This is a genomic window from Rhizobium sp. 10N427, assembly GCF_056394605.1.
Window position 1 is genome coordinate 773,055 of the sequence record NZ_JBFTID010000001.1, and the last position, 19,920, is coordinate 792,974.

Annotated in this window: 20 protein-coding genes; 10 read left to right on the forward strand and 10 right to left on the reverse strand. The window is 62.6% G+C overall.

Going from position 1 to position 19,920, the window contains the following annotated elements:
- The first annotated feature begins 24 nt into the window (after nucleotides 1-24).
- Genes AC1DIJ_RS03390 through AC1DIJ_RS03400 form a run of 3 tightly spaced genes read left to right on the forward strand, consistent with a single transcriptional unit; the run spans nucleotide 25 to nucleotide 2,397 of the window.
- A complete protein-coding gene (locus tag AC1DIJ_RS03390) occupies nucleotides 25-339 on the forward strand; it encodes a MocE family 2Fe-2S type ferredoxin (RefSeq protein ID WP_112388900.1) in 315 nt (104 codons plus the stop codon).
- A 9-nt stretch (nucleotides 340-348) separates the two neighbouring features.
- A complete protein-coding gene (locus AC1DIJ_RS03395; RefSeq protein ID WP_112388901.1) occupies nucleotides 349-1,572 on the forward strand; it encodes an FAD-dependent oxidoreductase in 1,224 nt (407 codons plus the stop codon).
- 12 nt (nucleotides 1,573-1,584) lie between these two features.
- Nucleotides 1,585-2,397: a 3-methyl-2-oxobutanoate hydroxymethyltransferase gene (locus tag AC1DIJ_RS03400; RefSeq protein WP_112388902.1), complete on the forward strand. Its 813-nt coding sequence runs from the start codon at nucleotides 1,585-1,587 to the stop codon at nucleotides 2,395-2,397.
- Nucleotides 2,398-2,426: 29 nt separating this feature from the next.
- Here AC1DIJ_RS03400 and AC1DIJ_RS03405 read toward each other — a convergent pair whose 3' ends face one another.
- Nucleotides 2,427-3,011: a HutD/Ves family protein gene (locus AC1DIJ_RS03405; RefSeq protein ID WP_477831176.1), complete on the reverse strand. Its 585-nt coding sequence runs from the start codon at nucleotides 3,009-3,011 to the stop codon at nucleotides 2,427-2,429.
- Nucleotides 3,012-3,099: 88 nt separating this feature from the next.
- Between AC1DIJ_RS03405 and AC1DIJ_RS03410 the strand changes: the two genes are divergently transcribed.
- Complete coding sequence (locus AC1DIJ_RS03410; protein ID WP_112388903.1) at nucleotides 3,100-3,363, forward strand: type II toxin-antitoxin system Phd/YefM family antitoxin; 264 nt, start codon at nucleotides 3,100-3,102, stop codon at nucleotides 3,361-3,363.
- Nucleotides 3,360-3,743: a type II toxin-antitoxin system VapC family toxin gene (locus AC1DIJ_RS03415; RefSeq protein ID WP_112388904.1), complete on the forward strand. Its 384-nt coding sequence runs from the start codon at nucleotides 3,360-3,362 to the stop codon at nucleotides 3,741-3,743. Before AC1DIJ_RS03410 ends, AC1DIJ_RS03415 begins: the two co-directional genes overlap by 4 nt.
- Before the next feature lie 3 nt (nucleotides 3,744-3,746).
- Here the strand turns inward: AC1DIJ_RS03415 and hutU are convergent, their stop codons facing one another.
- From hutU to hutI, 3 genes are read right to left on the reverse strand one after another with little or no spacing between them, the layout of a single operon-like run.
- Entirely contained in the window at nucleotides 3,747-5,432 is a 1,686-nt protein-coding gene (gene hutU / locus AC1DIJ_RS03420) for a urocanate hydratase (protein ID WP_112388905.1), read from the reverse strand.
- Nucleotide 5,433: 1 nt separating this feature from the next.
- The gene (gene hutH / locus AC1DIJ_RS03425) at nucleotides 5,434-6,969 is read right to left on the reverse strand and encodes a histidine ammonia-lyase (RefSeq protein ID WP_112388906.1); all 1,536 of its coding nucleotides are present in this window, start codon (nucleotides 6,967-6,969) and stop codon (nucleotides 5,434-5,436) included.
- Complete coding sequence (gene hutI, locus AC1DIJ_RS03430; protein ID WP_112388907.1) at nucleotides 6,966-8,216, reverse strand: imidazolonepropionase; 1,251 nt, start codon at nucleotides 8,214-8,216, stop codon at nucleotides 6,966-6,968. Before hutI ends, hutH begins: the two co-directional genes overlap by 4 nt.
- Nucleotides 8,217-8,332: 116 nt before the next feature.
- Here hutI and AC1DIJ_RS03435 point away from each other — a divergent pair, with 116 nt between their 5' ends.
- The 3 genes from AC1DIJ_RS03435 (at nucleotide 8,333) to AC1DIJ_RS03445 (ending at nucleotide 11,649) form a co-directional block, all read left to right on the forward strand.
- Nucleotides 8,333-9,679 carry a formimidoylglutamate deiminase gene (locus tag AC1DIJ_RS03435; RefSeq protein ID WP_112388908.1) on the forward strand — a complete coding sequence of 449 codons (1,347 nt, stop codon included), beginning with the start codon at nucleotides 8,333-8,335 and terminating at the stop codon, nucleotides 9,677-9,679.
- 58 nt (nucleotides 9,680-9,737) lie between these two features.
- Complete coding sequence (hutC, locus tag AC1DIJ_RS03440; protein ID WP_112388909.1) at nucleotides 9,738-10,457, forward strand: histidine utilization repressor; 720 nt, start codon at nucleotides 9,738-9,740, stop codon at nucleotides 10,455-10,457.
- A gap of 76 nt (nucleotides 10,458-10,533) precedes the next feature.
- The gene (locus AC1DIJ_RS03445; RefSeq protein WP_112388910.1) at nucleotides 10,534-11,649 is read left to right on the forward strand and encodes an RHE_PE00001 family protein; all 1,116 of its coding nucleotides are present in this window, start codon (nucleotides 10,534-10,536) and stop codon (nucleotides 11,647-11,649) included.
- 129 nt (nucleotides 11,650-11,778) lie between these two features.
- Here AC1DIJ_RS03445 and AC1DIJ_RS03450 read toward each other — a convergent pair whose 3' ends face one another.
- From AC1DIJ_RS03450 to AC1DIJ_RS03460, 3 genes are read right to left on the reverse strand one after another with little or no spacing between them, the layout of a single operon-like run.
- On the reverse strand, nucleotides 11,779-12,495 hold the full coding sequence (locus AC1DIJ_RS03450; RefSeq protein ID WP_112388911.1) for a Bax inhibitor-1/YccA family protein: 717 nt from the start codon (nucleotides 12,493-12,495) through the stop codon (nucleotides 11,779-11,781).
- A 20-nt stretch (nucleotides 12,496-12,515) separates the two neighbouring features.
- Nucleotides 12,516-13,286 carry an anti-sigma factor family protein gene (locus AC1DIJ_RS03455; protein WP_112388912.1) on the reverse strand — a complete coding sequence of 257 codons (771 nt, stop codon included), beginning with the start codon at nucleotides 13,284-13,286 and terminating at the stop codon, nucleotides 12,516-12,518.
- A complete protein-coding gene (locus AC1DIJ_RS03460; RefSeq protein ID WP_112388913.1) occupies nucleotides 13,273-13,812 on the reverse strand; it encodes a sigma-70 family RNA polymerase sigma factor in 540 nt (179 codons plus the stop codon). Before AC1DIJ_RS03460 ends, AC1DIJ_RS03455 begins: the two co-directional genes overlap by 14 nt.
- Nucleotides 13,813-13,931: 119 nt before the next feature.
- Here AC1DIJ_RS03460 and relB point away from each other — a divergent pair, with 119 nt between their 5' ends.
- Together relB and AC1DIJ_RS03470 are read left to right on the forward strand one after the other, a co-directional pair.
- Entirely contained in the window at nucleotides 13,932-14,156 is a 225-nt protein-coding gene (gene relB / locus AC1DIJ_RS03465; RefSeq protein ID WP_112388914.1) for a type II toxin-antitoxin system RelB family antitoxin, read from the forward strand.
- Nucleotides 14,140-14,412 (forward strand): type II toxin-antitoxin system RelE family toxin, encoded by a 273-nt coding sequence (locus AC1DIJ_RS03470; protein WP_112388915.1) that lies wholly within the window; start codon nucleotides 14,140-14,142, stop codon nucleotides 14,410-14,412. The genes relB and AC1DIJ_RS03470 overlap by 17 nt, the downstream gene beginning before the upstream one ends.
- A gap of 8 nt (nucleotides 14,413-14,420) precedes the next feature.
- On the opposite strand, the gene cueR is transcribed toward AC1DIJ_RS03470, so the two are convergent.
- From cueR to treY, 3 genes are all read right to left on the reverse strand, one after another.
- The gene (gene cueR / locus AC1DIJ_RS03475) at nucleotides 14,421-14,816 is read right to left on the reverse strand and encodes a Cu(I)-responsive transcriptional regulator (RefSeq protein WP_112388916.1); all 396 of its coding nucleotides are present in this window, start codon (nucleotides 14,814-14,816) and stop codon (nucleotides 14,421-14,423) included.
- Between the two features lie 9 nt (nucleotides 14,817-14,825).
- Nucleotides 14,826-17,345: a heavy metal translocating P-type ATPase gene (locus tag AC1DIJ_RS03480; protein WP_112444367.1), complete on the reverse strand. Its 2,520-nt coding sequence runs from the start codon at nucleotides 17,343-17,345 to the stop codon at nucleotides 14,826-14,828.
- A gap of 95 nt (nucleotides 17,346-17,440) precedes the next feature.
- Nucleotides 17,441-19,879, reverse strand: a complete 2,439-nt coding sequence (gene treY / locus AC1DIJ_RS03485) for a malto-oligosyltrehalose synthase (RefSeq protein WP_112389059.1) — start codon at nucleotides 19,877-19,879, stop codon at nucleotides 17,441-17,443.
- Nucleotides 19,880-19,920: the final 41 nt, after the last annotated feature.

Consider the following 19,920-nt stretch of genomic DNA (forward strand, 5'->3'; position numbering starts at 1 on the left):
ACGACATATCTGGGAGGAAAGAACATGAGCGGAAACTGGATCGAAGTCTGCGCGGCCGATGATATCGATGAGGAGGATGTCATCCGCTTCGATCACGACGGCAAAACCTTCGCGGTCTATCGCAGCCCCGACGACGAGTTCTTTGCGACGGACGGGCTCTGCACGCACGAGCGCATTCACCTCGCGGATGGTCTGGTGATGGACGACATCATCGAATGTCCGAAACATAACGGCCGCTTCAGCTACAAGACCGGCGAGGCCAAGGGTGCTCCCGTCTGCGTCAACCTGAAGACCTATCCGGTCAAGGTCGAAGGCGGCGCCGTCTTCATCTCTCTCTAGGAGGCTCCTGTGTCTCATTTCGTCATTGTCGGGGCCGGAGAATGCGGCGCCCGCGCTGCCTTTGCGCTGCGCGAAAAGGGTTTCGACGGCAGCATCACGCTTGTCGGAACCGAAACCCTGCTGCCATACGAGCGGCCGCCGCTATCGAAGGCAAGCCTCGGCGAAACCATCGAACCCAAGCTGATCGCTGCTGCCGAACGCTATGAGGCGGCGAATATCCGCCTGCTGACCGGCGTTTCGGTGGAGAGTCTCGATCCGAAAGCTCGGAATATGGTGCTCTCCGATGGCGCGGTGATCTCCTATGACAAGCTGCTGCTGGCGACGGGCGCCAGCGCCAGGGAGTTTCCCGGTGCGCCTGCGATGAGCGCGCGGATCCGGGCGCTGCGCACGCACCAGGACGCGATCGCCCTGCGCGGTGTCATGCAGCCGGGCAGGCATATCGCCATTATCGGCGGCGGTTTCATCGGCCTCGAGGTGGCGGCAACGGCGATCAAGCTCGGCGCGCGCGTCACCCTCGTCGAGGGGCTCGAGCGGGTGTTGAAGCGTGGCGTGCCTGAGGAGATCGCCCATGCGCTCGCAGAGCGTCATCGGGGCGAAGGCATCGATCTGCGCTGCGGAGCGGCGATCGAAGCGATCGGCGAAGCGGAGGACCATGCCTTCATCCGCATGGCCGGCGAGGTGCTGGAGGCCGACCTGATCCTTGTTGGGATCGGTGCCCGGCCGAATATCGAACTGGCGGAAAAAGCAGGTCTTGTCGTTGATAACGGTATCGCTGTCGATACCCATCTGCAGACCTCCAGGCCGGGCATTTATGCTGCCGGAGACTGCTGCTCTTTTCCCCTTGAAATTTACGGCGGTAAACGCGTGCGACTCGAATCGTGGCGCAATGCGCAGGAGCAGGGCACCCTCGCCGCCGCCAATATGATGGGCGGCAGCGAGACGATTTCCGCCGTGCCGTGGTTCTGGTCGGATCAATATGATCTGACGCTGCAGATTGCAGGCCTCTCTGATGGAGCAGTGACGCATCTGAGGCGCGATCTCGGCGACGGCGCCTTCATCCTCTTCCATCTCGATGCCGGCGGCCGCCTGCTGGCGGCAAGCGGCATCGGTACCGGCAATGCCGTCGCCCGCGACATCCGCCTTGCGGAGATGCTGATTGCAGCGCGCGCCCATCCCGATCCGGCGGCCCTGACCTCAACTAATGTCAAATTGAAGTCGCTGCTCGCGGCCTGAATGGAGAACAGAATGAAGAAGCATATCCGGCCGACCGTAGCCGATCTTTTGGCGGAAAAAGGTAAGCGTCAACTTACAATGCTGCGCGTTACCTCGCTGGAGGAGGCGGAAGCCGCGGAGAAGGCGAAGATCGATATCGTCTCGGTTCCACCGGCGCTGTTGGGGCCGGTCTTCCGCGAGGTGGCGCCGAGCCCATTTGCCATCCCTGGGCTTGAATATGGCGATCTGGTCTCGGCGGACGAATATATGCGCGAGGCGTTCAAGGCGCTGAAAGCCGGCGGTGATGCCGTCTATTGCGCTGCCGGGCTCTCCACCATCCGGCGGATGCGCGAGGAGGGGATTCCCGTCTGCGGTCACGTCGGCCTCATCCCATCTAAGGCGACCTGGACCGGTGGCTTTCGCGCCGTCGGTAAGACAGCTGCTAGCGCCTTCGAGATCTGGCGCCAGACCAAGGCGCTGGAGGATGCGGGCGCCTTCGCGGCCGAGATCGAGGTCGTGCCCGGCGAGGTCGCGGCTGCGATCAGCCAGAACACTTCTATGCTGATGATCTCCATGGGTGCCGGAACCGGCTGCGATGCGCAATATCTCTTCGCCGACGATGTGCTCGGCGCCAATCGGGACCACTATCCGCGCCACGCCAAGGTCTATCGCAACTTCGCAGCCGAGCATGACCGGTTGCAGCGCGAGCGTATCGCGGCCTTCGCCGAATTCGCCGAGGATGTCAAAACCGGCGCCTATCCGGAAAAGCGGCACCTCGTCGGCGTCGATGAAGAGCAGCTGAAACTCTTCTTGCACCGGCTGCGCAGCGAGTTGGATCGCGCCTGATTGCTTGGCGAAGATGCAGGCGTGGCGTGCTACGCCTGCCAGATGTGGATCAGATAGCAGGTTGCGCGGCCGCGAAGAACGAGTGGAGACGGGCGTTCCACTGCGGCCAGAACCGCGTCGTCATTCTCGAGTGCTGCATTTTCTCCACCGTATTCGCAGACGAGGCTGCCGTCGCGGCAGACAAGCAGGACCGTGCCGGCATTCGCTGTCCCGGTCCAATCACCATCGACTGCAAGCCGCAAGACGCTGTGCTTGAGCCCAGCGCGCCGCGTCATGACATTAAGATCGGTGATCGTGCCGTCGGCGAGGGCGGCGGCCACCGGAACGTCGGCAGGGAAGGCGAGCGGCTCGCTCGATTTGGTCAGCAAAACGGGATCCCGGCCGCCGATGGCGAGCGATATGCCGTTGCCGGTGAGGATCGACAAGGTCCGGTCGATCCCCTCGAAAATCGAAAACGGCCCATCGCTGGCAACCGTTGCCATGCTGACCCGCCAATCGAATGCGCCGAGCGCCGCGTTCTCGGGAAAGACAGCAATCTCCACCGTCTCCCCGCCGCCATTCTTCCACGGCATGCGGCGATGGTTGCTGGCCTTGAGATGGGTGATGCGTGGCATGGCGGGCTCCGGATTGAAAAATTCGATCAAGTGGACTAAGTTTAGTGGACTAAGTTTAGTGGACTAAGTTCAAAGAGGTTCATGCACCATGGAAATCGTCAATATCCATGAAGCCAAGACCAACCTGTCGCGCCTGATGGAGAAGGTCGCGAAAGGCGAGTCCTTCATCATCGCCAAGGCGGGCAAACCGATCGGCAAGGTCGTGCCGATCGATGAGGTCGAGAAGCCCAAGAAGCGGCGTATCGGTTTCATGAAGGGCATGTTCAAGACACCCGAAGACTTCGACACGATGATGGCCGAGGAGATCGAGGAAATGTTCTACGGCAATCCCGACAAGTTCAAAGACCGATGAAATTTTTGCTCGATACGCACTTTCTGCTTTGGACGGCTGAGGAATCCGACCGGCTGCCAAAGGAATTCGTCAAGCTTGTCGAGGACGAGACCAACGAGCTGATCTTCTCCGTCGTCAGTATTTGGGAAGTCGCGATCAAGGTTCGGCGCAGGCCGAATTTCGACATCACGGCCGGGCTTTTGCGGCGCTTCCTGCTCGATAACGGATTCGACGAACTGCAGGTGACCGGCGAGCATGCGACGGCTGTCGAAAATCTGCCGTCTATTCATGGGGACCCATTTGACCGCCTGCTTGTCGCCCAGGCCTTTTCGGAAGGTCTGGTCCTGCTGACAGCGGACAGAACCCTCGCGCAATACGGTGGTTCTGTCCGGCTGATGTGATCGTCAGTTCCCCAAAATCCCCGGCAGCCGCAGTCCCTTCTCCTTGGCGCAATCGATTGCGATGTCATAGCCCGCATCGGCGTGGCGCATGACGCCGGTCGCCGGGTCGTTCCAAAGAACGTTTCCGAGGCGGCGCGCCGCATCGTCGGTGCCGTCGGCGCAGATTACCATGCCGGAGTGCTGCGAGAAGCCCATGCCGACGCCGCCGCCGTGGTGGAGCGACACCCAGGTGGCGCCCGATGCGGTGTTGAGCAGTGCGTTCAGCAGCGGCCAGTCGGAAACGGCGTCCGAGCCGTCCTTCATCGCTTCGGTCTCGCGGTTCGGCGAGGCGACGGAGCCGGAGTCCAGGTGATCGCGGCCGATGACGACGGGCGCCTTCAACTCGCCGTTCCGGACCATCTCGTTGAAGGCGAGGCCGAGCTTGTGGCGGTCGCCGAGGCCGACCCAGCAGATACGCGCCGGCAGGCCCTGGAAGGCGATGCGTTCGCGCGCCATGTCGAGCCAGTTGTGCAGGTGCTTGTTGTCAGGCAGCAGCTCCTTCACTTTGGCGTCGGTCTTGTAGATATCCTCCGGGTCGCCCGACAGGGCTGCCCAGCGGAATGGACCGATGCCGCGGCAGAAGAGCGGGCGAATATAGGCCGGCACGAAGCCCGGGAAGGCGAAGGCGTTTTCGAGGCCCTCGTCCTTGGCCACCTGGCGGATGTTGTTGCCGTAATCGAGTGTCGGAACGCCGGCATCCCAGAAGGCAACCATGGCTTCGACATGCTGGCGCATCGAGGCGCGGGCAGCGTCTTCGACGGATTTCGGATCGGTTTCGCGCTTGGCCTTGGCTTCCTCGACGGTCCAGCCGACCGGGAGGTAGCCGTTGCGCGGGTCATGTGCCGAGGTCTGGTCGGTGACGATATCCGGGCGCGGGCCGCCGGCCTTCATGCGCTTGACGAGTTCCGGGAAGATCTCCGCGGCATTGCCGAGCAGGCCGACGGACCTGGCTTCTCCGGCCTTGGTCCACTTGTCGATGAGGGCGAGAGCCTCGTCGAGTGTCTTTGCCTTTTCATCGACATAGCGAGTGCGGATACGGAAATCGATGCGGGTCTCATCGCATTCGACGGCAAGGCAGCAGGCGCCGGCCATGACGGCTGCGAGCGGTTGCGCGCCACCCATTCCGCCGAGACCACCGGTAAGTATCCACTTACCTTTGAGGTTGCCGTCATAATGCTGGCGGCCGGCTTCGACGAAGGTTTCGTAGGTGCCCTGAACGATGCCCTGTGTGCCGATATAGATCCATGAACCGGCCGTCATCTGGCCGTACATCGCAAGGCCCTTCTTGTCGAGCTCGTTGAAATGATCCCACGTGGCCCAATGCGGCACGAGGTTGGAATTGGCAATCAGAACGCGCGGCGCATCCTTGTGGGTGCGGAACACGCCGACCGGCTTGCCGGACTGAACGAGCAGCGTCTCGTCCTCGTTCAGCGTCTTCAGCGTTGCGGCGATCCGGTCGAAATCCTCCCAGGTGCGGGCGGCACGGCCGATGCCGCCGTAGACGACCAGTTCGTTCGGGTTCTCGGCCACGTCGGGATCGAGGTTGTTCATCAGCATGCGCAGCGGCGCTTCGGTCATCCAGCTCTTGGCATTCAGCTCGTCGCCGCGCGGCGCGCGGATTTCACGGATGTTGTGACGCGGATTGCTCATCTCAGATCTCCAGGGAAGGAAGGATGTTGGCGGATACGGACGCGTTGAGCGCCCCGGTGGCGATGAGGCTGCTGGCAGCCTCGAGGTCATTGGCCATGTAGCGGTCGATTTCGAGCGTCGGGACCACGGTGCGGATCGCGCCGATCGCCTTCAGTAGCTCGGGGCTGGTGGCCAGCGGCGCGCGGAATTCGACGCCCTGTGCTGCCGTCAGCGCTTCGATGCCGATGATGCCGAAGAGGTTTTCGGTCATCTGCAGCAGGCGGCGTGCGCCATGGCAGGCCATGGAAACATGGTCTTCCTGGTTTGCCGAGGTCGGCGTCGAGTCGACCGAAGCCGGGTGCGACATCTGCTTGTTCTCGCTCATCAATGCCGCCGAAGTGACTTCAGCGATCATCAGGCCGGAATTCAGGCCGGGCTTCTTGGCGAGGAAAGCCGGGAGGCCATAGGAGAGGGCGGGATCGACAAGCAGCGCAATGCGGCGCTGGGCGATCGCGCCGATTTCGCAGACGGCGATGGCGATCTGATCGGCCGCGAAGGCGACCGGTTCGGCATGGAAATTGCCGCCCGAGACGACGGAGTTGTCGGAGAGTACCAGCGGGTTGTCAGTCACCGCGTTGGATTCGATCTCAAGCGTGCGGGCAACCGAACGGAGAAGATCGAGGCAGGCGCCGTCAACCTGCGGCTGGCAACGGATGCAATAGGGGTCCTGCACGCGCTCGTCGCCCTCGATATGGCTCTGGCGGATGATAGAGTTGTCGAGCAGCGCGCGTAGCGCCGCTGCCGTATCGATCTGGCCCTTGTGACCGCGAAGCGTATGAATGTCGGGATGGAAGGGCGCGGAGGAGCCCATCGCGGCATCCGTCGACATCGCGCCGGTGATCAGCGCTGCCTGGGCGGCGCGGTGGGCACGGAACAATCCGGCCAGCGCCAGCGCCGTCGAGGTCTGTGTGCCGTTGATCAGCGCCAGGCCTTCCTTGGCGGCGAGCACGACAGGCTTCAGCCCGGCCTTTTGCAATGCCGCAGCGCCGGAGAGGCGTTCGCCTGCGAAGAAAGCTTCGGCTTCGCCCATCATCACGGCTGCCATATGGGCGAGCGGTGCAAGGTCGCCGGATGCGCCGACGGAGCCCTTTTCCGGGATGACCGGGATCACGCCCTTTTTGAGCATGCCTTCTATCAGCCGTACGAGTTCAAGGTGAACGCCGGATGCGCCGCGGCCGAGCGAGACGAGCTTCAGCGACATGATCAGCCGCACGACATTCTCGGGAAGCGGCGCGCCGATGCCGCAGCAATGCGACAGGATGAGATTGCGCTGCAGCGTTGCAACATCGGCAGCATCGATCTTGATCGAGGCCAGTTTGCCGAAGCCGGTATTGATACCGTAAACCGGGGCGTTACCGGCGGCGATCTCGGCGATGCGCGCGGCTGCCTTGTTGATCCCGGCGTCGAAGGACGTATCGAGCCTGGCCGGTTCGCCGGTCCAGTAGATGGTTTCCAACTGTCTCAGAGAAACGGAGCCTGGATGGAGGGTGATGGTCAACGGCCGATCCTTTCGCCCTTGTAGATGCGTGCATGAAGTGGGTTGAAGCCGATGCGGTAGACGAGCTCGGCGGGGCTCTCGATATCCCAGATTGCCATATCGGCGGATTTGCCGGTTTCCAGCGTTCCGGTCTCGTCGAGAAGGCCAAGAGCGCGCGCACCCTCACGGGTGGCGCCGGCGATGCATTCCTCGACGGTGAGGCCGAAAAGCGTTGCCGACATGTTCATCGTCAGCAGCAGCGAGGTCAGCGGCGAGGTGCCGGGATTGCAGTCGGTCGCGATGGCAATCGGCACACCTGCGGCGCGCAACGCCTTGACCGGCGGCTTCTGCTTTTCGTTGATGGCGTAGAAGGCGCCGGGCAGCAGCACGGCAACGGTTCCAGCTGCAGCCATGGCCGCAATGCCTTCGTCATCGAGATATTCCAGATGATCGGCGGACAGTGCGCCGTAACCGGCGGCGAGCTTGGCGCCACCGAGGTTCGACAGCTGCTCGGCATGCAGCTTGACCGGCAGGTCGAGCGCCTTGGCGCGATCGAAGACGCGGGAGATTTCGTCGATCGAAAAAGCGATGCCTTCACAGAAGCCATCGACAGCATCGGCAAGACCGCGCTTGTGTGCTTCATCGAGCGCCGGCAGCACGACATCGTTGATATAGTCGCCGTTGCGGCCCTTGTAATGCGCGGGTGTCGCGTGGGCGCCGAGATAGCTGGTCTTGACCCGAACAGGTCTGATATTGCCGAGCGCGCGGGCGGCTTCCAGCATCTTCAGCTCACCGTCGATGGTCAGTCCGTAGCCGGACTTGATCTCGATGGTCGTGACGCCTTCCGAAAGCAGCGTATCGAGCCGACGTATCGAGGCCTGAACGAGGCCGTCGACCGACAGCGCATTGGTCGCCTTGACCGAGGAAACGATACCGCCGCCGGCCCGGGCAATCTCTTCGTAGGTCGCGCCTTCGAGGCGCATCTCGAACTCGCGGGCGCGGTTGCCGCCATAAACGATGTGCGTGTGGCAATCGACAAGACCGGGCGTGACCCAGCGTCCTTCCAGATCGCTGATCTCGGCGCGCTCGATCATCGCGACCGGCAACTCGCCTTCCGGGCCGACGTAGGTGATCCGGCCGCCTTCGGTCACGACAGCACCTTTTTCGATGATGCCCAGACCCGGCTGCGCAGGATCGAGCGTCGCCAGTCTGGCGTTGCGCCAGAGGCTTGGACGGTCCGTTCCGGTGAAAAGATTATCCCCTGTCATCAGCTTTACGCCTTTCCTTATGTCGAAACATGTATATACATAATAATCAGGTGACAAGTGGAATTTTGGGCGCTTCCATGGAAAAGAAAGATGGGACGTCCTGAAGGGAGAAGCCGATGACGACACTTCATGCAAAAAGCGCGCTGCTGCCGCAGGGGTGGCAGAGCGATGTGCGGTTGACGATCGAGGGCAGCCGTATTGCCAAGATCGAGACCGGTGTCGCGGCCGCCGCAGGCGATGAGCGGCATTCGGTGCTGGTCCCGGCGATGCCCAACCTTCACAGCCACGCGTTTCAGCGTGCCATGGCGGGCCTCGCCGAAGTCCGCGGCCCCACCGATGACAGCTTCTGGAGCTGGCGCACAGTGATGTACAAGTTTGCGCTGTCGATGACGCCGGACCATGTCGAAGCCGTTGCTGCGCAGCTCTATATGGAAATGTTGGAGGCGGGCTTCTCCCGCGTCGGCGAGTTTCACTACCTGCACCACGACAAGGACGGCCGCCCCTATGGCGATATTGCCGAGCTTGCCGGGCGCATTGCCAGCGCCAGTACCGATACCGGTATCGGTCTGACGCTTCTGCCTGTCTTCTATGCCCATTCCGGTTTCGGCGGCGCGGCACCGATCGAGGGGCAGCGCCGCTTCATCAACTCTGTGGAGAGCTTCGGTAGCCTGATGGAGCGCTGCACGGCGATAACGGGCGGGATCGAGGGCGCCAAACTCGGTATCGCGCCGCATAGTCTCCGGGCTGCAACGCCGAACGAGCTGAATGCGGTTCTGCCGCTGGCAGGCAACGGCCCTGTTCACATCCACATCGCCGAGCAGGTCAAGGAGGTCGAGGACTGCATCGCCTGGTCCGGCGCGCGGCCGGTCGAGTGGCTGCTTGCCAACGCCCCGGTCGACGGCCGCTGGTGCCTGATTCATGCGACCCACATGACGAATGACGAGACGCGCGGCATGGCGAGAAGCGGCGCGATTGCCGGCCTTTGCCCGATCACCGAGGCCAATCTCGGCGATGGTACGTTTGCCGCTCCGCTGTTTCTGGAAGAGGGCGGGCGTTACGGCGTCGGGTCCGATTCCAACGTGCTGATTTCGCTGTCCGGCGAGCTGCGCCAGCTCGAATATTCCGAGCGCCTGCATCGGCGCGCCCGCAACGTCATCGCCGCGCCCGGCGGTTCGACGGCGCGCGCCCTGTTCGACAATGCCCTCAAGGGCGGCAATGCGGCACTGTCTGCCGCCGCCGGGCTTGGCGAAGGAAGGGATGCTGACATCATCTCGCTCGATTGCACCGCCATCCCCTATCTCTCAGGCGATCAGCTGCTGGATCACTGGATCTTTGCCGGTGGCGTCGGGATAGACAGTGTCTGGTCGCTCGGACGCAAGCAGGTCGAAGGTGGCCGCCATAAGAAGCGGGAGGCCATCAATCGCCGCTTCCTTGCCGCGATGCGCGAGCTGCTGGATGCATGAGCCTTCCCTTCCTTCCGTATAAGCTCTAGAGCGGGGAGGACGCCAACCGGAGCCAGAGATGAACGGCAGCAAGGATGCGACACTGCATCAAAGCATCTTGAGCGAGATCGAGGGCCGTATTGTCTCCGGCGAGTGGCCACCGGGGCATCGCATTCCTTTCGAGGTCGATCTTGCCCAGCAGTATGGCTGCTCGCGGATGACCGTGAACAAGGTGATGACGCAGCTTGCCAAGGCCGGGCTGATCGAGCGGCGGAAGAAATCCGGCAGCTTCGTCACCCAGCCGCAGGCGCAATCGGCCGTTCTTGAGATCCACGATATAAAGGCCGAGGTTCAATCGCTGAACCTGCCCTACAGGTATCGCGTCGTGTCGAAGGCAAGCCGGAAGGCAAAGGCGGGAGACGGGCGGTTGCCGGATCTGGCAGCCGGTACGCCGCTTCTGGAGCTCGCCTGCGTTCACTTTGCCGGGCCGCGCCCCTTTTGCCTGGAGGAGCGTCTGATCAATCTCGAAACCGTGCCCGATGCCGCGACTGCGGATTTCGGCGACGTTGCGCCTGGGGCCTGGCTTCTGAAGCAGGTGCCGTGGACGACGGCTGAGCACAAGATCCACGCGTTGTCTGCGGGCAATGCTGCTGCAGGCGCGCTGGATATCGCCCGCGGCACGGCCTGCCTCGTCATCGAGCGCCGAACCTGGAGCAATGCCGGGCCGGTCACCCATGTGCGCTTCACTTATCCCGGCGACCGGCATGCGCTCGTGGCCCGTTTCAGCCCGGCTTCCTGAGAATCGACCGCCTGCTTATTGCGAATCATACGCCAAATAGCGGAAGTAAACGCCAAGATGGCTTCCGGAAAATGACATGCGCTATGAGATCGACAACGCCCTGCTGAAAAGCCTGCTGCCAGCAGTGGTGCAGGCCGAGGATATGCTGGCGCGTCTCGATGAGCGCGCCGCGCGCTCGCCTGTCGGCGAAGGCTTTACCGAGCGTGGCCATTTTTTCGATGCCGCAGGCGCGCTCTGGGTCGCTGGAGAGCTCGTTCATATCGAGGACCTCGTTCTGCACGACGCCCATATGGACAGCCGCACGCCGAGCCACGAACTGACGATCGCGCATGCGGTTCTTCGCGCAAGGCGGCGGATCTGGACTGCGGACCCCACCTGGGCGCTGAGCGCCGCAGGATTGAACGCGCTTGCCGGAGCCGGGCTGAACGAAGGGACGGCGCCGGAGATCAAGAGCCTGCGCCCCGTCGAGGAGGAGGCAGACGATCCCGACGAGCTTCTCGCCGCCGAGCTTGCCGAGATCGATGCGGTTCTCGCCCGCTCTCAGAAATTGCTCGATGCCCATATCGGCAAGGAGGCCGAGCCGGAAGAACGGCCGAAGGAAAAGCGCAGCGACGATCCGCTCGGGCTTTTCGGCGACGACGAGTGGGACGAGGGGCTGCGGCTTGCGGATTGGCGTGCAGTCCTGCCGCTTGCCGGCGATCTGCCTCCGGTACTCGCCGCCGCCGTTCTTTTCGAGGCTTGGGAAAGGATCGAGCCGCTCCGGCGGCAGAACTGGCTTGGCGGATTGCTGGTCTCCAGCCATCTGCGTGCGCGGGGCAAGGTCGCCTCGCATCTCTTCTCTTTCTACGGCGGACTGAAGACGGTGCGCCACGAGCGCCGCCGCTCGCGCGACAGGCTGACCCGGCTTTTGGCCTTCCTAGAAGCGATGAGCGAGAGCGCCGCGACCGGCCTCAAGGAGATGGATCGTCTGACGCTGGCGCGCACCCAGATGGAGCTGCGCTTCAGGGACCGGCGCTCCAATAGCAGCCTGCCGCAGCTTGCCGATTTCGTGCTGTCGCGGCCGATGGTCTCTTCGGCGATGGTCGCCAAGCAGCTGAAGGTTACGAGCCGCGGTGCGCTCAATCTGCTCAACGAGATCGGCATCCGCGAGATGACCGGCCGTGGCCGCTACCGTGCCTGGGGCATCCTCTAAGCAATACGCAAAAAAAGGCCGGAGCTTTCGCCCCGGCCTTTTCTCTAAGGGTGAACGTCCGGCCCGCCATCCTGTCACAGATTGCGGGCCGGACGCTCTAGCGCTTCCATTGCCCCCAGAAGCGCAGTCCTATTCCCGCTCGCCCGTGAAGTTGAGCAGCAGCTGGAAGATGTTGACGAAATTCAGGTAGAGAGACAGAGCGCCGAAGACGGCAAGCTTCTGGTTCGATTCCTGATCGTGGTTCTCCGAAAACTGTTCCTTGATGTTCTGCGTGTCCCAGGCGGTCAGGCCGACGAAGACGACGATACCGATGACCGAGATGGCGAACTGCAGCGCAGACGAGCCAAGGAAGATGTTGACGATGCTGGCGATGACGACGCCGATCAGGCCCATCATCAGGAACGAGCCGACCTTCGCCAGATCACGCTTGGTGACGTAGCCGTAGAGGCTGGTCGCGCCGAACATCGTTGCGGCGATGAAGAACGTACGGGCGATGCTCGTGCCGGTGAACACCAGGAACACCGAGGCCAGCGACAGGCCCATGACGGCGCAGAACGCCCAGAACATCATCTGTGCAGCACTGGCCGACATCGTCTGGATCTTGAACGAGAAGAAGAAGACGAAGGCCAGCGGAGCGAGCATGACGACCCACTTCAGCGGCGACTGGAAGATCGGCACGTAGAGCGCCGGCGTCGAGCCGACGATGAAGGCGACGATGCCGGTAATGACGAGGCCGACACCCATGTAATTGTAGACGCGCAGCATATGCTGGCGCAGTCCCTCGTCGAAGAGCGCCTGCGAGCCGGCGGCAGAGCCGTAGCCGTAACGCGGATTGATCTGGTTCATTGCGATCTCCTCGGGTTGAACTAGTAGAGCGAGCGGGCTAGGCCTTCGGCTGCCCTGTCGAGATTGAGGCCACCATCACCGGCAACGAGGGCATAGGCCACTTCGCCGATTTGCCAGTAGGCAGCTTCGGTATTGTCGAGCGCGAGATGGCCAACCGGTTGCACGGCAAACGCCCCCGGCCTAACGGCAAACAACGAGAGCTGTTTGCCGTTCGCTTCCTGGATAGCCATCTCCACGCTCGGGCCGAATGCAGACGGGAAGATCTGAACATCAGAGACCTTCCAGTCCTTCGGCAGTTCGGGCATGGTAATTGCAGTCGCCGCACGAATGTCGTCGGCGTTGTAATGTGGTGCCGCAGTCTGTGACGGCACGGTCTGGCGCAGCTGCGCCGTCTGATAAGCGCGAACGGCGTCTTCGACATAGGCCGGAGCCGGCGTCGAGGCTGCCACTTCAGTCGCCGTGAAGGCACCGAAGGTCGTATGAGCGACCCAGCCGGCAGCAACGAGCACGGTGACGGCAGCGATCCGCTGGACGGTGTGCAGGATGCGGCCATAGGACAGGCCACGCTCCAGCCGCCGTGCGGCATCCCGGGTTTCGATCCGGCCGAAGGCATTCTCGCCGGCCAGCGCCAGACGCAGTTCGCCCTTGATGCTGAGATCGGCCATCACCTTCGCAGCGATATCCGGGTTCTCCGAAAGGTAGGATTCCACCTGGATGCGGCGCGCCACATCGAGCTCGCCATCCACATAGGCGTCGAGATCGGTGTCGATGATCGGATCAACTGCTTTCATTGCCGTTCCCTCCGATTAGGCGCAGGTGCGAAACGCGCGGTGTCTTCTCCTCGAATTCACGAAGCTGGGCGCGGGCTCGCGAAATGCGCGACATCAGCGTTCCCACAGGAATACCGAGCGATGCGGCCGCTTCCTGATAGGAAAGGTCTTCGATGGCAACGAGATGCAGCGCCTCCCGCTGTTCTTCCGGCAGGTTGAAGAACGCGTCGCGAACCTGTTGCAGGCGCACGGCATGTTCCTGTCCCGCCGGCAGCGACTGGTCCGCCTCGAGGGCCGCTTCGTCATGCCTGCGTGTGAGCGACCGGTTCTGGCGAACACGATCGATGTGAGCGTTGTGGACGATGGAAAGCAGCCAGGTGCGAAGATTGCCGCCGCCGCGGAAGCTCTGACGCTTCTCGTAGGCCCGCAGCAGGGCATCCTGCACCAGATCTTCCGCGTCATCCGAGTTGCGCACCAGAGCACGCGCGTAGCGCCTGAGCGCTGCGAGCTGTCCGATAACATCGAATGGGCGTTCTTTCCGTTCCATGATTGAGTATACGGATGCTGGCCGGGATTTATTCCCGAAAATTTTCGAGGCCTTGAGATTTTTCGTTAGATTGCCGCGCCACGCGGGATTTGCTATACATGTATAGCAAGGAGAACCCGATGCTCGCCCTGAGATTGCCGCCGGATGTTGAAGCCCGGCTTGATGAACTTGCCAAGCGTACCGGCAGAAGCAAGAGCTTCTACGCGCGGGAGGCCATTCTCGAATACTTGGACGATCTGGAAGATATCTATCTCGCCGAGAAGCGATTGGAAGATGTTCGCAGTGGGCGGAGCGACAGCGTCGCGCTCGAAGATCTGATGAAGGCCTATGGTCTGGAAGATTAGGCTCGAGCGCTCGGCAGAACGCGAGCTTTCCAAACTCGGCGCGGATGCCGCCAAGCGAATTCTTGTCTTTCTTCACGGCAGGCTGGCGAAGCTCGATGATCCGCGTTCGATCGGTGAAGCGCTGAAGGGATCCGAGCTCGGAAATTTCTGGAAATATCGTGTCGGCGATTACCGCATCATCGCGCATATCGAGGATGGGATCGTGGAGATCCTGATCGTCCGGATCGGCAATCGCCGAGAGGTCTACCGGCGCTGAGGCCGAGGCTAAACCGCCTTCCCATCCGAAAGCCCATCCAAAATAGGGCAATCAGGCCGGTCGTTGCCGTGGCAGGCGTGGACGAGGTGCTCCAGGGTGCGGCGCAGCTCCATCATCTCGCGGATTTTCTGGTCGATCTCGGTCAGCTTGGTCTGGGCAATGTCCTTGACGTCGGCACTGGCGCGGCTCTTGTCTTCGTAAAGCGCCAGAAGCTGGCGGCATTCCTCGACCGAGAAACCGAGGCCGCGGGAACGCTGCAGAAAGCGCAGCTTGTGGACATCGGACAGGTCGTAGTCACGATAGCCGTTTCCGCCCCTTTCAGGCCGGACCAGGCCGATATCCTCGTAATAGCGGATCGTCTTTGCCGGAAGACCGGACCGGTCCGATGCCTCGCCGATATTCATGGCAGCCTCCTAGAGTTTCTGGACGCGCAGCCTGAGCGCGTTGGCGATGACCGAGACAGACGAGAGGCTCATCGCCGCCGCCGCGATCATCGGCGAGAGCAGCAGCCCGGGCACCGGGTAGAGGATGCCCGCCGCAACGGGAACGCCGAGCGCATTGTAGCCGAAGGCGAAGCCGAGGTTTTGGCGAATGTTGCGCATCGTTGCCTCTGCCAGACGGCGGGCGCGGACAATTCCGGTAAGATCGCCCTTCACCAGCGTGATGCCCGCACTTTCCATCGCCACATCGGCGCCGGTGCCCATGGCGATGCCGACATCGGCTGCGGCGAGCGCCGGCGCATCATTGACGCCGTCGCCCGCCATGGCGACGACTGCGCCCTTAGCATGCAACTCGTCAATCAGCGCCTTCTTGCCCTCGGGCAACACATCGGCACGCACCTCGTCGATGCCGAGCTGTTTGGCAACGGCCTTTGCTGTCCGCTCGTTGTCGCCGGTCGCCATGATGATCCGCAGACCGCTGTCATGCAGCGCCCGGATGGCCGCTGCCGTTGTCGGCTTGAGCCGGTCGGCCACTGCGACGAAGCCGGCGAGGCTGCCGTCGATGGTGACGAACATCACCGTCTTGCCGTCGTCGCGCAAATCACTGATCTGTTCGTCGAGCGCCGCGGTATCGATGCCGAGATCCCCCATCATCGCGGCATTGCCGAGCGCGATTTTAGCGCCATCGACAAGGCCGGTGACACCCTTGCCGGTGATGGCATCGAACGATGTGACCTCGGATAGCGCAATGCTGTGTTCCTCAGCACCGGCAACGATCGCTTCGGCGAGGGGATGCTCGGAGCCGCGTTCGAGGCTTGCCGCCACGGCAAGCAGCCGGCTTTCGTCGATGCCCTCAAGGGCAACCGTGTCGGTCAGGCGTGGCTTGCCTTCGGTCAAGGTGCCGGTTTTGTCGACGATCAGCGTATCGACCTTGGAGAAGCACTCCAGCGCTTCGGCATCCTTGATCAATACGCCTTCCTGAGCGCCGCGGCCGGTGGCGATCATTATCGACATCGGCGTTGCCAGGCCGAGAGCGCAGGGACAGGCGATGATCAGCACGGCGACGGCCGCGATCAGTGCATGGGCAAGCCGTGGTTCGGGACCGAACATCATCCAGGCGCCGAAGGCAAGGATCGCCACGGCAACGACGGCGGGAACGAAGACGGCAGAGACGCGGTCCACAGCGCCCTGGATCGGCGCGCGGGAGCGCTGCGCCTTGGCGACCATGTCGACGATCTGCGACAGCGTCGTCTCGGAGCCAACGCGCTCGGCGGTCATGATGAAGCTGCCGTTACGGTTCATCGTGCCGCCGGTAACCGTGTCGCCCTTTGTCTTTTCGACCGGAAGCGGCTCGCCCGTGATCATCGATTCATCGACGGTCGATTGTCCTTCGCTGACCTGCCCATCCACCGGCACGCGCTCGCCGGGGCGGACCCGCAGGCGGTCGCCCTTGGCGATGTCATCGACTTCGATATCGATCTCGCTGCAATCGGTGGTAATCCGCCGCGCGGTTTTAGGGGCAAGATCGAGCAAGGCGCGGATTGCCGAACCGGTGCGCTCGCGCGCCTTCAGCTCCAGAAGCTGGCCGACGAAGACGAGCGTGACGATAACGGCCGCTGCCTCGAAATAGACAGGCACCGTATCGACGTGGCCGCGGATGCTCATCGGGAAGAGGCCCGGCGCAAATGTCGCGACGATGCTGTAGAGATAGGCGGTGCCGACGCCGAGGCCGATCAGCGTCCACATGTTCGGGCTGCGGTTGACCAGGGACGCCCAGGCGCGGCGGAAGAAGGGGATGGCGGCCCAGAGCACAACGGGTGTCGCCAGCGCCAGTTCGAGCCAGACGGCACGCGCCTCGCCTATCATCTCGCGCAGCGGCAGACCGATCATCGGCCCCATGGTCAGTGCCAGCAGCGGAACGGCCAGCGCAGCGCTAACCCAGAAGCGGCGGGTGAAATCGACGAGCTCCGGGTTCGGGCCTTCGTCTGCCGGTGGGATGCCCATCGGCTCCAGCGCCATGCCGCATTTCGAGCAGTCGCCGGGATGATCGGCGACGATTTCCGGATGCATCGGGCAGGTATATTGCGTGCCCTTCGGCATCGGCTTTGCCTCTGGGCGATTACCATCGAGATAATCGCCCGGGCTTGCCTCGAACTTCGCCTTGCAGCCTGCCGAGCAGAAATAGAGCTTGTCGCCCTCGTGCTTCAAAAAATGCTTCGCCGTTGAGCGATCGACGGACATGCCGCAGACCGGATCCTTGGCGAGGAGATAATCCTGGGGCGCTGCTTCGAACTTCTTGCGGCAACCGTCGCAGCAGAAATGGTAGGTTCGGCCTTCATGGACGAGGCTCTGCTTGCCGGCATCCGGATCGACCGTCATTCCGCAGACGGGATCGCGCGTGACGGGCGCCTCGGCCGGTGCGCCGTGGCTATGGCCGGAGCAGCAGCCCTGCGCTCCGTGGCCGTGATGATGGGAATGGTCGTGATTATCCATAAGATTCTCCTTTGCCCGCAAGGGCAGTGGATAGGCTTATGAACCTTCCAGCAACTGGAAGGTCAAGCGAGAAGTTTCGTCCCGCTTGAAAATCGTCAATCAGGCTCGATCAGGGCGACTGGCTGGACGCCAAGAATACTGGCGAGCGGCAGCCGTGGTCCGGGATCGAGATGATGTCCGGTAAGAAGATCGCATTTGATGCCCTGCAGACTTGGCGGGATCTCGATTGCGGTATCGGCCCAGAACTCCGGCCCTGAAAACAACACACCGGGATCCAGCCAGCCGAGCATCAGGCGTGGTACGACCGTAATCGCATAGTCGCCGTCGAGCTGCCGGGCGCAGGCAACGGCGTGGTCTTTTCGGCTTCCCGTGATGCTGAGCGGCAGATACCGGCCAGCGGCAAACAGCTGTGGCTGGCGGCGGCGCAGGTGCAGGCCGATCTCGATAATCCGCTGTTTCAGCACCGGTGCCGTCAGCTCGTCGATTTCGCCATGCGCCGAAAGCGACTTGCGGAGTGCCTTGAAATTGACCGGGCGGCGGTTGTCGGGATCGACGAGGCTGAAATCGAAGCCTTCCGCGCCCTGATAAATATCGGGGATGCCGGGAGCGGTCAGCTTGATCAGCGTCTGCGACAGGCTGTTGAGATAGCCGGCGGAAAGGAGGGGCCGCAGCGTTTCGGCAAAGTCCTCATGGAAGGTGAGGTTCGATGAGGCTGTGAGCGCTGATGCGTAAGCATTCACCGCGGCTTCGTATCCCGCATGCGGCTCGTCCCAGCTGGTACCGAGCTTCGCCTCGCGGATCGCTTTCTCGGCGTAGGCGGCAAATCGCTCCGTCAAAGCTTCCGCCCGGCCCTCGCTGAAATCTTCAGGCCAGATGCCGGCCAGCGCCTGATAGAGCATCCATTCGACATTGCCCTCCGGCGTCAGGCCGCCCGGCAGTTCGGTGAGGTGTTCGCGGTTCATCTCGCGCCAGCGCTCGACGCTGCGGCGCCAGAGGTCCGGCTCCTCGCTGAGGGCATAAAGTCTGGCGCGGGCGTCTTCACCGCGTTTCGTGTCGTGTGTCGAGGTTGCCGAAAGACCATGTGGCTGTTCTTCCGCACGCTTTTGCATGAAGCGGTGAAAAGCCTCGACGCCTTCGGGCATCGCGTCCGGCTCGCCGCCGACTTCGTTTGCGGCGAGAAGCCGGTTGTGGCGGTAGAACAGCGTGTCCTCCATCGCCTTTGCCATGATGGGACCGCTCAACTGCTGGAAGCGCCGCTGGAATTCTTCCGCGCGGCCGTTGGTCAGCAATGCGCAGACGCCGTCGAGCGCCCTGCGGTCTTTGACATGCCTGGCGGCCGATCCTCTTATCTCCTCCAGCACCGTGGCCTCGCGTGCGTCCATCGCACCGCCTTGGCCGTAGCTCCTATAGACAGGAAAGGCGATCAGAAGCTCGCGAATGGCGTTCCTGATATCCGCTTCCGGTGTATCGGGGAGCGCGGCGGTCGCGAGCTTGCCTAGGCGGTTCACCTCGCCGGCAAAATTCCGCTCCACCATCAGCATCTTGGCGGCTCTCAACCCCGCTTGAAAATCCGCGTTGGCCGGTGCGATGGTCGTATACGCCTTCTGCAACTCGGCCGTTCCCCTGGGGTCGATGAAGAGATCGGCAAGAGCGGAAATGAACTCATAGCCCGTCGTCCCCGAGATCGGCCAATCCGCAGGCAGGCTCTCGCCATGGCCGAGGATCTTTTCGACGATGATATAGGTCTCCGGTCCGGCGGCCTTGCGCAGCCGGTCCAGATAGGCCTTGGGGTCGGCAAGGCCGTCGATATGATCGAGGCGCAAGCCTTGCACTTTGCCCGACCGGACAAGATCGAGGATGACGCGATGGCTGTCCTCGAAGACGGCCTCGTCCTCGACGCGCAGGCCGGCGAGGCCGGTGACCTCGAAGAAGCGGCGGTAGCTCAGATGAGATGCGGCCGTCTTCCAGTGCGTGAGCCGCCAGTGCTGCGCCGCGTGGAGTCGGCCGATGTCGCCGGTTTCGGCACTATCGGGATGCAACGGCAGATGCGTCTCGAAATAGGCAAGGGTCTGCTCGCCGGTCTCCGGGTCTCGAACTACCTTGAGTTCGCCGTCGGCCAGCGCTTCCTCGAAGGGCTTACCGAGGATGGGGAGCGTCAGCGGTTCGGACCAGTCGATGTCGAAATAGCCGGCATAGCGGCTCTGTTTTCCATACCGCAGGACATCCCGCCACCAGGCATTTTCGGTCGAGGCTGCCATGTGGTTCGGCACGATATCGAGGATCAGCCCGAGACCGGCTGACTTGAGTTCGGCGCAGAGCCGCTCGAACCCTTGGCGGCCGCCGATCGCGGGGTCGATCTCGTTGGCATCGGTGACGTCATAGCCATGGGTCGAGCCGGAGACCGCCGTGAAGATCGGCGAGGCATAGAGATGGCTGATGCCGAGCGCCTTGAGATAGGGCACGAGTTCGGCCGCATGGTCGAAGGTCATGCCGTTGCGAAACTGGAGCCGGTAGGTGGATGTGGGAAGCGTCATGAGCCGCCTTTGTTCGGAAGGATAACGATCCGGAACGGCGG